This window comes from Halomonas sp. SL1 (assembly GCF_003030865.2).
Lineage (GTDB): Bacteria > Pseudomonadota > Gammaproteobacteria > Pseudomonadales > Halomonadaceae > Halomonas > Halomonas halophila.
This window is the reverse complement of the sequence record NZ_PYUQ02000011.1, coordinates 258,226-270,864: the sequence shown is the minus strand read 5'-3', so window position 1 is coordinate 270,864 and position 12,639 is coordinate 258,226. Positions and strand designations below refer to the sequence as shown.

General features: G+C 67.9%; 10 protein-coding genes. 8 read left to right on the top strand and 2 right to left on the bottom strand.

What is annotated here, in order from left to right; genetic code table 11:
• Nucleotides 1-27 precede the first annotated feature (27 nt).
• The 5 genes from parE to leuA all read left to right on the top strand — a co-directional run bounded on the left by parE (nucleotide 28) and on the right by leuA (nucleotide 8,021).
• Entirely contained in the window at nucleotides 28-1,908 is a 1,881-nt protein-coding gene (parE, locus tag C9J49_RS05315; protein WP_107182280.1) for a DNA topoisomerase IV subunit B, read from the top strand.
• A gap of 143 nt (nucleotides 1,909-2,051) precedes the next feature.
• Nucleotides 2,052-4,313 carry a DNA topoisomerase IV subunit A gene (gene parC / locus C9J49_RS05310; protein WP_046079183.1) on the top strand — a complete coding sequence of 754 codons (2,262 nt, stop codon included), beginning with the start codon at nucleotides 2,052-2,054 and terminating at the stop codon, nucleotides 4,311-4,313.
• A gap of 82 nt (nucleotides 4,314-4,395) precedes the next feature.
• Nucleotides 4,396-5,619, top strand: a complete 1,224-nt coding sequence (gene serB, locus C9J49_RS05305) for a phosphoserine phosphatase SerB (RefSeq protein WP_107182281.1) — start codon at nucleotides 4,396-4,398, stop codon at nucleotides 5,617-5,619.
• A gap of 76 nt (nucleotides 5,620-5,695) precedes the next feature.
• Nucleotides 5,696-5,953, top strand: a complete 258-nt coding sequence (locus C9J49_RS05300) for a TIGR02647 family protein (protein WP_107182282.1) — start codon at nucleotides 5,696-5,698, stop codon at nucleotides 5,951-5,953.
• A gap of 361 nt (nucleotides 5,954-6,314) precedes the next feature.
• On the top strand, nucleotides 6,315-8,021 hold the full coding sequence (gene leuA, locus C9J49_RS05295; protein WP_107182283.1) for a 2-isopropylmalate synthase: 1,707 nt from the start codon (nucleotides 6,315-6,317) through the stop codon (nucleotides 8,019-8,021).
• A gap of 193 nt (nucleotides 8,022-8,214) precedes the next feature.
• Here the strand turns inward: leuA and epmB are convergent, their stop codons facing one another.
• Nucleotides 8,215-9,240, bottom strand: a complete 1,026-nt coding sequence (epmB, locus tag C9J49_RS05290; protein ID WP_107182284.1) for an EF-P beta-lysylation protein EpmB — start codon at nucleotides 9,238-9,240, stop codon at nucleotides 8,215-8,217.
• Between the two features lie 108 nt (nucleotides 9,241-9,348).
• Between epmB and efp the strand changes: the two genes are divergently transcribed.
• From efp to C9J49_RS05275, 3 genes are all read left to right on the top strand, one after another.
• Nucleotides 9,349-9,915: an elongation factor P gene (gene efp / locus C9J49_RS05285; RefSeq protein ID WP_016856108.1), complete on the top strand. Its 567-nt coding sequence runs from the start codon at nucleotides 9,349-9,351 to the stop codon at nucleotides 9,913-9,915.
• Nucleotides 9,916-10,174: 259 nt separating this feature from the next.
• Nucleotides 10,175-11,149: an EF-P lysine aminoacylase EpmA gene (gene epmA / locus C9J49_RS05280; RefSeq protein ID WP_107182285.1), complete on the top strand. Its 975-nt coding sequence runs from the start codon at nucleotides 10,175-10,177 to the stop codon at nucleotides 11,147-11,149.
• Nucleotides 11,150-11,285: 136 nt separating this feature from the next.
• Entirely contained in the window at nucleotides 11,286-11,675 is a 390-nt protein-coding gene (locus C9J49_RS05275) for a hypothetical protein (RefSeq protein ID WP_107182286.1), read from the top strand.
• A gap of 114 nt (nucleotides 11,676-11,789) precedes the next feature.
• Here C9J49_RS05275 and asd read toward each other — a convergent pair whose 3' ends face one another.
• Nucleotides 11,790-12,626: an archaetidylserine decarboxylase gene (asd, locus tag C9J49_RS05270; protein WP_046079155.1), complete on the bottom strand. Its 837-nt coding sequence runs from the start codon at nucleotides 12,624-12,626 to the stop codon at nucleotides 11,790-11,792.
• Nucleotides 12,627-12,639: the final 13 nt, after the last annotated feature.

The following is a 12,639-nucleotide window of genomic DNA, read 5'->3' as shown; positions in this document are numbered from 1 at the left end:
GAACATGCATAGGACACAGACGACGCCATGACCCAATACAGTGCCAGCTCGATCGAGGTGCTCGCCGGGCTCGAACCGGTGCGCAAGCGCCCCGGGATGTACACCGACACCGCGCGCCCCAACCATCTGGTGCAGGAGGTCATCGACAACAGCGTCGACGAGGCGCTGGCCGGCCACGCAAAGAAGATCGGCGTGCGGCTGTTCGAGGACGGCGGCGTCGAGGTCAGCGACGACGGGCGTGGCATGCCCATCGACATCCACCCGGAGCACGGCGTCTCCGGCATCGAGCTGATCATGACCAAGCTTCACGCCGGCGGAAAGTTCTCCAACTCGAGCTACCGCTTCTCGGGCGGCCTGCACGGGGTCGGCGTCTCGGTGGTCAACGCGCTCTCCAAGCGCCTCGAGGTCGAGGTGCTCAAGGGCGGGGAGCGCCACGGCATGGCCTTCGAGCACGGCGAGCTGGCCTCGCCGCTGGAGGTGATCGGCAGCGCCGCCAAGCGCGCTACCGGCACCATCCTGCGCTTCTGGCCGGAGGCCAGCTACTTCGACTCGCCGAAGCTGTCGCTGTCGCGGCTCAAGCACCTGCTGCGCGCCAAGGCGGTGCTGTGCCCGGGGCTCGAGGTCTCGCTGACCGAGGCCGACGGCACCCGGAGCGTGTGGCAGTTCGAGGACGGTCTGCGCGATTACCTGGCACAGGCCACCGACGGCTATGAGGTGCTGCCGGCCTCGCCCTTCGTCGGCCACTTCGCCGACGAGGAGCACGGCGTCGACTGGGCCGTGCAGTGGCTGCCGGAGGGCGGCGAGCCGCTGCTCGAGAGCTACGTCAACCTGATCCCCACGCCCCAGGGCGGCACCCACGTCAACGGCCTGCGGGCCGGGCTGCTCGAGGCGCTGCGCGAGTTCTGCGACTACCGAAGCCTGCTGCCGCGCGGCGTCAAGCTGACCGCCGAAGACCTGTGGGAGCGAGTCTCCTTCGTGCTCTCGGTGAAGATGCTCGACCCGCAGTTCGCCGGCCAGACCAAGGAGCGACTGTCGTCGCGTACCGTGGCGGGCTTCGTCTCCGGGGTGGTCAAGGACGCCTTCTCGCTGTGGCTCAACCACCACGTCGACCAGGCCGAGGCGCTGGCCGAGCTCGTCATCAGCGCCGCCCAGCGTCGTCAGAAGAGCGCCAAGAAGGTAGCGCGCAAGAAGGTCACCTCCGGCCCCGCGCTGCCCGGCAAGCTGGCCGACTGTTCCGGCCAGGATCCGGCGGCCAGCGAGCTGTTCCTGGTCGAGGGCGACTCGGCCGGCGGCAGCGCCAAGCAGGCCCGCGACCGCGATACCCAGGCCATCCTGCCGCTGCGCGGCAAGATCCTGAACACCTGGGAGGTGGAGTCCCACGACATCTACGGCTCCCAGGAAGTCCACGACATCGCCGTGGCGGTCGGCATGGACCCGGGCAGCGACGATCTGGGCAAGCTGCGCTATCACAAGATCTGCATCCTCGCCGACGCCGATTCCGACGGCCTGCACATCGCCACGCTGCTGTGTGCGCTGTTCGTGCGCCACTTCCCGGCGCTGGTCGATGCCGGCCACGTCTTCGTCGCCATGCCGCCGCTGTACCGCATCGACCTCGGCAAGGAGGTCTTCTACGCCCTGGACGAGAGCGAGAAGGCGGCGATCCTCAAGCGCCTCGAAGGCAAGCGCGGCACGCCCAACGTGCAGCGCTTCAAGGGCCTCGGCGAGATGAGCCCACTGCAGCTGCGCGAGACCACCATGGCCGCCGATACCCGCCGGCTGGTGCAGCTGACCCGGGAGGAGGGCGACGGCACCCTCGAGATGATGGACATGCTGCTGGCCCGCAAACGCGCCTCCGACCGCAAGAGCTGGCTCGAGGATTACGGCAACCTCGCCGAGATCGAGGTTTAACTCGAAGCTCGAAGCTGGAAGAAAACCCGCAATGTTCCGGGGGCAACTTCCAGCTTCAAGCTTTCAGCTTCGAGCTTTTCCAGAACGTATCGTGCGGGCACGGCCCGCGAAGTTTCCATGATGGCAGATAGGGCCCCGAACCCATGACCATGGATATCCAGGTGGCGGAGGGCGACGTCGAGCGCCTGTCCCTCCGCGAGTACACCGAGAAGGCGTACCTCGACTACTCGATGTACGTCATCCTCGACCGGGCGTTGCCGCACATCGGCGACGGCATGAAGCCGGTCCAGCGGCGTATCGTCTACGCCATGCGCGAGCTGGCGCTGAACGCCAACGCCAAGTACAAGAAGTCGGCGCGCACCGTCGGCGACGTGCTCGGCAAGTTCCACCCCCACGGCGACAGCGCCTGCTACGAGGCCATGGTGCTGATGGCGCAGCCGTTCAGCTATCGCTATCCGCTGGTGGACGGCCAGGGCAACTGGGGCAGCCCCGACGACCCCAAGTCCTTCGCCGCCATGCGCTACACCGAGGCGCGGCTGTCCAAGTTCAGCGAGACCCTGCTCAGCGAGCTGGGGCAGGGCACCGTGGACTGGACCGCCAACTTCGACGGCACCATGCAGGAGCCGGTGGTGCTGCCCTCGCGGCTGCCCCACGTGCTGCTCAACGGCGGCACCGGCATCGCCGTGGGCATGGCCACCGATATCCCGCCGCACAACGTGGGCGAGGTGGTCGAGGCCACCTGCCACCTGCTGCGCCATCCCGAGGCCACCACCGTCGATCTGATGGAGCGCCTGCCGGGGCCGGACTTCCCCACTGCCGCCGAGGTCATCACCCCGCATCGCGAGCTGCGCAAGATCTACGAGAGCGGCCGCGGCTCGGTGAAGATGCGCGCCCGCTACGGCCTGGAGGAGGGCAGCGTGGTGATCTCCGCGCTGCCCTACCAGGTCAGCGGCGCCAAGGTGCTCGAGCAGATCGCCGCCCAGATGCAGGCCAAGAAGCTGCCGATGGTGGCCGACCTGCGCGACGAGTCGACCCACGAGGAGCCCACCCGGCTGGTCATCGAGCCGCGCTCCAACCGGGTCGACATCGAGGCGCTGATGGCGCACCTGTTCGCCACCACCGATCTCGAGAAGAACGTGCGCGTCAACATGAACGTGATCGGCCTCGACGGCCGGCCGCGGGTCATGCCGCTGCCCGACCTGCTCGGCGAGTGGCTGCGCTTCCGCCGCAGTACCGTGCGTCGTCGTCTCGAGCATCGGCTGGGCAAGGTCCAGGATCGCCTGCACATCCTCGAGGGCCTGCTCACGGCCTACCTCAACATCGACGAGGTGATCCGCATCATCCGCGAGGAGGACGAGCCCAAGGCCGCGCTGATCGAGGCCTTCGGGCTCAGCGAGCGCCAGGCCGAGGCGATCCTCGAGCTGCGCCTGCGCCACCTGGCCAAGCTCGAGGAGATGAAGATCCGCGGCGAGCAGGACGACCTCGAGGCCGAGCGCGCCCGCCTGGAGGAGCTGCTCGGCTCCGAGGCCGCGCTGACCGACCTGATCGAGGAAGAGCTGCGCCAGGCCGCCGCGGACTACGGCGACGCGCGTCGCTCGCCGCTGGTCGAGCGCGAGGAGGCCAAGGCGCTGTCCGAGGTCGAGCTGCTCGGCGCCGACCCGATCACCGTGGTGCTCTCCGAGAAGGGCTGGATCCGCGCCGCCAAGGGCCACGAGATCGATCCCGAGGGGCTCTCCTACAAGGCCGGCGACCGCTTCCACCTGGCCGCCCGCGGCAAGACCAACCAGCCGCTGGTGCTGCTCGACGACACCGGCCGCGCCTATACGTTGAGCGCCCACAACCTGCCCAGCGCGCGCAGCCAGGGCGAGCCGGTCACCGGCCGGGTCAACGTGGCCGCCGGCGCCCACATGGCCGGGGTGCTGCTGGCGCCACCGACCACCCGCTACCTGCTGGCCACCGACGGTGGTTACGGCTTCGTCGCCCACCTCGAGGCGCTGACCGCCAAGAACAAGGCCGGCAAGGCGGTGCTCAGCGTGCCCCAGGGCTGCAACGTGGTCGCGCCGCGGGCGGTGCCGGAAGGGGAAGGCGTTAGCGTGGCGGCGGTCTCCAACGAGGGGCGGCTGCTGGTGTTCCCGCTCGACCAGCTGCCGGAGATGGCCAAGGGCAAGGGCAACAAGATGCTCGACATCCCCGGCGCTCGGGCCGCGCGGCGCGAGGAGTTCCTGCGCGACCTGACGCTGCTGGCACCCGGCGATACCCTGGTGGTGCACGCCGGCAAGCGCAAGCTGACGCTCAAGGCCGACGATCTCGACTACTATCGAGGCGAGCGCGGCCGGCGCGGCAGCAAGCTGCCCCGGGGCCTGCAGAAGGTCGATCGACTCGAAAGCTTGAAGCAGGAAGCTTGAAGCGTGAAGAAAACCCGGCTCGGCGCTGGAAACCGGCACACTTCCGGCTTCCAGCTTCGAGCTTCTAGCTATCGGGGTTGCAATGACTAGACGACTACTCATCCGCGCCACCGGCGCCGCCCAGCCCGGTCAGCTGGCCGGCCTGGGCCGCGCCCTGGCCCAGAGCGGCGCGCGGCTGCTGGACATCAACCAGAGCGTGACCTTCGGCATCGTGTCGCTGGAGGCCCTGGTGGGGCTCGACCGCGAAAGCGACCTGGAAGGCGCGCTGTCCGCCGCCGGCGATCGGCTGGGGCTCGACGTCCAGGCGATCCAGGTCGGCGCCGAGGACTATCACCGCTGGAGCGTGCAGGCCAGCCAGCCGCGGCTGATCCTGACTCTGCTGGCGCCGCATCTGCCGGCCGGCATCCTGGCCGAGGTCGGCGCGCTGACCGCCGAGCAGGGCCTGACCGTGGAGCTGATCCACCGGCTCTCCGGCCGTGAGCCGCTGGACGGCGGCGTGCCCGGCGAGCATGACGCCATCCAGGGCGCCTGCGTGGAGTGCTGGCTGCGCGGCGACAACGTCGATCTCGAGGCCCTGCGCGAGAAGGCGCTGGCGCTGGGCGCGGCCCACGGCGTCGACATCGCCCTGCAGGAAGATTCCATCTGGCGCCGCCATCGCCGGCTGGTGTGCTTCGACATGGATTCGACTCTGATCCAGGCCGAGGTGATCGACGAGCTGGCGCGCCGCCACGGCGTCTTTGAGGAGGTGGCCGAGGTCACCGAGCGGGCCATGCGCGGCGAGCTGGACTTCCAGCAGAGCTTCCGCGAGCGCATGGCGAAGCTCCGCGGCCTCGACGAGTCGGTGCTGGCCGAGATCGCCGAGGCACTGCCGCTGATGGACGGGCTGGAGCGGCTGATGAGCCAGCTCAAGCGGCTCGGCTATCGCACCGCGATCCTCTCCGGCGGCTTCACCTACTTTGCCCATTACCTCAAGGATCGCCTTGGTTTCGACGAAGTTCACGCCAACGAGCTGGTGATCGAGGACGGCAAGGTCACCGGCGAGGTGCGCGAGCCGATCGTCGACGCCGACCGCAAGGCCGAGCTGCTGTGTCAGATCGCCGAGCGCGAAGGGCTCTCCATGGAGCAGACCATCGCCGTGGGCGACGGCGCCAACGATCTGAAGATGCTGGCCGCGGCCGGCCTCGGCATCGCCTTCCGTGCCAAGCCGCTGGTCCGCCAGCAGGCCCGTCACTCGCTCTCGACCCTGGGGCTGGACGCGGTGCTCTACCTGATCGGCTACCGTCAGGGTGACCTGGAGGAGCGTTGAGGCGGTTTTCGCTGGCGTCGTCGGCTCAGTCGGGGTAGCGTCGAAGGAGGCTCACGACAATGACAAGGAATGCGCCATGCCTCAGCCCAGCTACACGCCGGAACTGCTAGACGAACTCAAGATGCTTGGTATGTTCAATCCGAACAATCATCAGGAGGGCATCAAGGTGCACTCCAGCGCCGAGCCGGCGATGATCGAGGCCGCACGGCGTCTGCATCGCAAGGGCCTGGTGACACAGGACGATGGCGGCTATCTCACCGCCACCGGCCAGGAGGCCGCCGAGCATGCCCGCGACCTGCTGACCCTGCTCGGCACGGCAGATGCCACGACCTGAATGACGACCCGTCGGCCGGCGAGAGTTGACAAGGCGTCCGCGGGCTGATTTTCTAGAGAGCATGAACATGACATCGTACAGCCTCGTCCTCGACCTACGACTACTAGCCCGCCGCTGAGCGCGCCGGGCGATGCCGTCTGCATCGCCCATCTGTCCAGGTCGAATTCGAGGTTGTCACATGTCCCGCACCGCTACTGTCATTCCCATGAACATTGCCCCTGTCTGTGTCGTACGCGCCGCCCGACCGGTCCGTGGGGTCGCGATGGTCATGACCGAACACTTCGACGACGCCCCGACTGCCTTACGGCAGTCGGGGCGTCGCCGTTTCTGAATCCGATAAACGCTCCGGGAGAACGCCGCCATGATGCTCGATAACCCCTCCGCCAAGTACCGTCCCTTCGTGGCCGTCGACCTGCCCGACCGCCAGTGGCCGAGCAAGCGCATCGAGACGCCGCCCCAGTGGTGCGCCGTCGACCTGCGCGACGGCAACCAGGCGCTGATCGATCCCATGGACCAGGAGCGCAAGCAGCGCTTGTTCGACCTGCTGGTGAAGATCGGCTTCAAGCAGATCGAGGTGGGCTTCCCCTCGGCCTCCCAGACCGACTTCGACTTCGTGCGTTCGCTGATCGAAGACGACAAGGTGCCGGAAGACGTCACCATCCAGGTGCTCACCCAGGCGCGCCCGCACCTGATCGATCGTACCTTCGAGGCGCTCAAGGGGGCGAGAAACGCTGTCGTCCACGTCTATAACGCCACCGATCCGGTGTTCCGCCGCGTAGTGTTCAACGTCAGCAAGCCCGAGTGCATCCAGATCGCCGTGGACGCCACTACCCGCATCCGCGAGCACATGATGGCGGCCCCGGAGACCCACTGGACCTTCCAGTACTCGCCGGAGCTGTTCTCCACCACCGAGATGGACTTCGCGGTGGAGATCGTCGATGCCGTGGAGGCCACCTATGGCGCCAGCGTCGACAAGCCGATGATCGTCAATCTGCCGGCCACCGTGGAGTGCGCCACGCCGAACAACTACGCCGACCAGGTGGAGTGGTTCTGCCGCCACGTCGCCAAGCGCGATCATCTGATCGTCAGCGTGCATCCGCACAACGACCGCGGCACCGGCGTGGCCGCCGCCGAGCTCGCGGTGATGGCCGGCGCCGACCGCGTCGAGGGCTGCCTGTTCGGCAACGGCGAGCGCACCGGCAACGTCGACCTCGTCACCCTGGCCATGAACCTCTACACCCAGGGCGTGCACCCGAACCTCGACTTCTCCAACATCACGCCGATCATGCGCGAGGTGGAGTACTGCAACCAGCTGCCCGTGCACCCGCGCCATCCCTATGTCGGCGATCTGGTCTTCACCGCCTTTTCCGGCTCCCACCAGGATGCGATCAAGAAGGGCATGGCCGAGCGTCGTGAGGACCCCGATGCCATCTGGGCGGTGCCCTACCTGCCGATCGATCCGCTCGACGTGGGCCGCAGCTACGAGGCGGTGATCCGCGTCAACAGCCAGTCCGGCAAGGGCGGCGTCTCCTATCTGCTCGAGCAGGAGCACGGTATCGAGCTGCCGCGCCGCCTGTCGATCGAGTTCAGCCAGGTGGTGCAGGAAGTGGCCGATCGGCTGGGCAAGGAGATCACCTCCGAGATGATCTATCAGGCCTTCGTCGACGAGTACCTCGAGCAGCGCGAGCCCTTCGCCCTGATCAGCCATCGCATGTCCTCCGAGCCGGACAGCCCCACCGTGACCCTCGACGCGACCGTCGAGGAAGGCGGCGAGCGCCGCGTCATCCAGGGCCAGGGCAACGGTCCGCTGGCGGCCTTCGTCAAGGCGCTGGCCGGCGAGGGCCATGACGTCGAGATCATCGACTACCACGAGCACTCCCGCGGCCAGGGCGCCGATGCCGAGGCGATTGCCTACGTGGAGGTACGCGTCAACGGCGAGGCGGTGTTCGGCGTCGGCACCGACGAGAGCATCACCAGCGCCTCGATCAAGGGCGTGCTGAGCGCGATCAACCGCAAGCACTCCACCGAGGAGCCGGCGGCCAACGTGACCGCCGAAACGCTGGCTTAACAGCGCCAAGCTACAAGCGCCGAGCTACAAGAAAACCCGAAGGCCCAGACCTTCGGGTTTTCTTTAAGCTCGCTGTGGTAAGCCCGCTGTGGGGTCAGACCCTTAAGCCCCCTTAGGAACTCCGTTCCTAAGGGGGCTTAAGGGTCTGACCCCGTGCCGCCATCCGCCACCGGTGCTGTCTTATCCGGGCCGCCTACAGCGGCGTCTTGCTGGCCTCGCCCGGCACCTCGCGGACCAGCGTCGGCATCAGGAAGCCGGGCAGATGCCGGCGCAGCTCGGCGACCAGCGCACGGGCCGCCTCGTCGGTCACGTCGAAGTGGGCGGCGCCTGCCACCGGGTCCAGCACGTGCAGGTAGTAGGGCAGGATGCCGGCCTCGAACAGCCGCTCGGAGAGCGCGGCCAGCGTATCGACGTCGTCGTTGACCCCGCGCAGCAGCACGCTCTGGTTGAGCAGCGTCACGCCCGCGGCCTGCAGCCGCCGACAGGCCTCGATCACCGCCTCGTCGATTTCCCGGGTGTGGTTGATGTGCAGCACCATGACCTTCTGCAGCCGCGTACCGCCGAGCCAGTCGAGCAGGGCATCGTCGATGCGGTCGGGGATCACCACCGGCAGCCGGGTGTGGATCCGCAGCCGCCTGAGGTGCGGAATGGCCTCGAGGCGCTCGACCAGCCAGGCAAGCTGGCGGTCGCTGGCCGCCAGCGGGTCGCCGCCGGAGAGAATCGCCTCGTGAATGGAGGCGTCGTCGCGCAGGTAGGAAAGCGTCTCCTCCCACTGGGCCCGCGAGGGCGCGTTCTCTTCGTAGGGGAAGTGGCGGCGGAAGCAGTAGCGGCAGTTCACCGCGCAGGCGGGACTCGCGATCAAGAGCACCCGGCCGGCGTACTTGTGGATCAGCCCGCGCCGAGGGCTATGGTCGGCCTCCTCGAGCGGGTCGGCGACGAAACCGGGCGCGGCCTCGGCCTCCTCGCCGAGCGGCAGGACCTGTCGCAGCAGTGGGTCGCTTGGGTCGCCGGGGCGGATGCGGGCGAGATAGGCTTCCGGCACCCGCACCTCGAACAGCGCATGGCCGGCCTCGGCGCCGGGCATCCACTCCGGGGCGAGGCCCAGGCGGCGGCAGAGTTCGTGCGGGTCGCGGATCGCGCCGGCCAGCTGCGCCTGCCAGGCGCCGGGCGCAGGCGTGGCGGGCCGGCACTGCAAAGGAATCGGGCTTCGGGTTATCATGCGTGGCACACTTCGAGGCGAGCGAGGGCTTGTCCCTCGGCCATTGTCATTTGCTTGCTCGCGCCCGCGGCTTCGGCCGCCGGCGCGCTGGAATATGGAACGATCATCATGGCGAACTATTCTACCAACGAATTCAAGGGCGGTCTGAAGGTCATGCTGGATGGCGACCCCTGCGCCATCCTCGAGAACGACTACGTCAAGCCGGGCAAGGGCCAGGCCTTCAATCGCGTCAAGCTGCGCAACCTGATGACCGGTCGCGTCTGGGAACGCACCTTCAAGTCCGGCGAGTCCCTGGAAGGCGCCGACGTGCTCGAGCTGGACATGGAGTACGTCTACACCGACGGCGACATGTGGCACTTCATGAAGACCGATGGTTCCTTCGAGCAGTACGCCGTGGAGAAGAAGGCCCTGGGCGAGACCGACAAGTGGCTCAAGGAGCAGGTGGTCTACACCGTGACCCTGTGGAACGACAACGCTATCGCCGTGACCCCGCCGAACTTCATCGAGCTCGAGGTCACCGAGACCGACCCCGGCCTCAAGGGCGACACCGCCCAGGGCGGCTCCAAGCCGGCGACCCTGTCCTCCGGCGCCGTGGTGCGCGTGCCGCTGTTCATCAACCAGGGCGAAGTCTTGAAAGTCGATACGCGGAGCGGCGAGTACGTCTCCCGCGCTTGATTTCGGGCTTCGCCCGGGCTCGAGCTCGAAGCTGGAAGAGCGGCGCTTCGCGCCTGGAAGCTGGAAGTAAAGCCGACTCGGCTTCGCCGGGAGCTTGAAGCGCGAAGAAGCACTCTTGACTCAAGGGTTGGGCGACAAGCTGTTTTCCAGCTTCCAGCTTCCAGCTTCCAGCTTCCAGCTTCCAGCTTCCAGCTTCCAGCTTCCAGCTCCGAAGGCCACGTGTGCATGCGTGGCCTTTGTCGTTTGTGGAGAAAGATCGATGACCATTGATTGGCGGCCCACGGCCGAGATCGCGACGCTGCGCGAGCGCGCGCGGCTGATGGCCGAGGTGCGGGCCTTCTTCGCCGAGCGCGACGTGTGGGAGGTGGAGACGCCGGTGCTCGGGCATGGCGGCAGCACCGACGTGCACCTGGCCTCGCTGTACTGCGAGGCCGTGACGCCGGCCGGCCGCGAGCGGCTGTGGCTGCAGACCTCGCCGGAGTTCGCCATGAAGCGGCTGCTGGCCGCCGGCAGCGGAGCGATCTTCCAGATCGCCCGCAGCTTCCGCGACGGCGAGGTGGGCGGGCGCCACAACCTCGAGTTCAGCATGCTGGAGTGGTACCGCCCGGGCCTCGACCTGGACGGCCTGATCGCCGAGACCGATGCGCTGATCCGCCACGTGCTGCCGTCCAATCCCGGCCCGCTGCGCCGTCGCCGCTATCGTGAGCTGTTTTGCGAACACCTCGGGCTCGATCCCTTCCGCGAACCGCTCGATGCCCTGCGTCGCCGGGCCGCCGAGACCGGCGGGCTCGACATGGCCGCGGCCTCACGCGACGACTGCCTCGATCTGTTGATCAGCCTGGCCATCGAGCCGCAGCTGGGCCGCGATGGCATCGACGTGGTGGTGGACTATCCGGCCAGCCAGGCGGCGCTGGCACGTCGACATCGCGACCCGGAGGACGGCGAGTGGGTCGCCTCGCGCTTCGAGGTCTACCGGCACGGCCTCGAGCTCGCCAACGGCTACGACGAGCTCACCGATGCCGCGGAGCAGCGCGCCCGCTTCGAGGAGGACAACGCCGCCCGTCGCGCCGCCGGCCTGGCCGAGGTCGACGTGGACGAGCGCCTGCTGGCCGCGCTCGAGGCCGGCATGCCGGCGGGCAGCGGCGTGGCCCTGGGGTTAGATCGTCTGTTCCAGCTGGCGCTGGACCGGGACAGCGTGGCCGAGGTGATGGCTTTCGCCACGCCAAGGGCCTGAGGAGGGTGGCGAGAGCCGAGCCGACTGGCCTTCTGGCATGGCTCATGGTCCAATCGCCCGGGCGTATCGGCAGGTTGCCTCGTCCGGGCCGCTATTGGCTCAAAGACTTCGTAGACAAGATGGTGGGAAAAACATCATGAAAGATTCGGGTATCAAGATCGCCACCTATGTCTGCCCGGCATGCCAGGAACGGGTCGGCCTGCGGCATCGCCATGCGCTGCGCCTGCTGCGCAACGAGACGGCCGAGTGCCCCAAGTGCGGGGCCGACGATCTCGTGGCAGGGGCGTCGCGCGAGACGCTGTCCAGCCATCTTCGCCAGATGGAAGAGGCGGCGAAGAAGTATTCTCGCGTAGTGCTGGTGACGGTGCCGATCATCCTGGCCACCCTGGCGCTGCATTTCTTCGGCAAGATCCCGACGCCGGTCTTTGCGGGGATCTTCATCGTCGCCATGGGCGTTCAAATCCTGGGCAAGCCGAAGAGGGCCGTGCGCTTGCCGGTCGAGATCGAACTGGAGCGCTCGAGCTGAGCCTCTGGCGATCGTGACGTGACATGATCGGCCGGAAACGACAGGGCCCACTCATCCGAGTGGGCCCTGTTCGTTGGCGGCTCGAGGGTGACGCAGGGAGCCGGACGGTTGGTGTCAGCCGAACTCGCCGAGCCGCTGGCCCATCCTGACCGTCTGTTCCGCGTCCAGGCCGTTGAAATCGACCGGCTCGGCGAAGGTCATCACCACGGTGGAGCCGAGCTTGAAGCGGCCCATCTCCTCGCCCTGCTCGAGATGCACCGGGGAGTCGAAGCGGATGCGCTGCACGCCGCCGCGGGGCAGGGGCGTGATCTGCCCGGCCCACACGGTCTCGATGGCGGCGACGATCATGGCGCCGACCAGCACCAGCGCCATGGGGCCGTGCTCGGTGTCGAAGTGGCACACCAGGCGCTCGTTGCGGGCGAAGAGGTTGGGCACGTGGTGGGTGGTAGCGGCGTTGACCGAGAACAGCCGGCCCGGCACGTAGACCATCTCCTTGAGCGTGCCGGCCACCGGCATGTGCACGCGGTGGTAGTCGCTGGGCGAGAGATAGACGGTGGCGAAGCTGCCGTCGCGATAGCGCCCGGCGGCTTCCAGGTCGCCGCCCAGCAGGTCGGCGGCGGTGAAGTCGTGGCCCTTGGCCTGGATCAGCCGGCCGTGCTCGAGGCGCCCGAACTGCGAGAGGGTGCCGTCGGCCGGCGAGACCAGCCCCTCGCCGATGGGGCGGGCGCCGTCCTTCAGCGGCCGGGTGAAGAACGCGTTGAAGCTCGGATAGGCGCTCGGGTCCGGCTGGTGGGCCTCGCCCATGTCCACCTTGAACTGGCGGATAAAGGCGCGAATGGCGAGGTCCTTGACCCAGGACACCCGGCAGTCGGCGAGCCGGCCGATCAGCCGCGAGAGCAGGTGGTGGGGCAGGGGATACTGGATCAGGGCGAACAGCTTGGCTGGGGTCACGAGGAGAGCATTC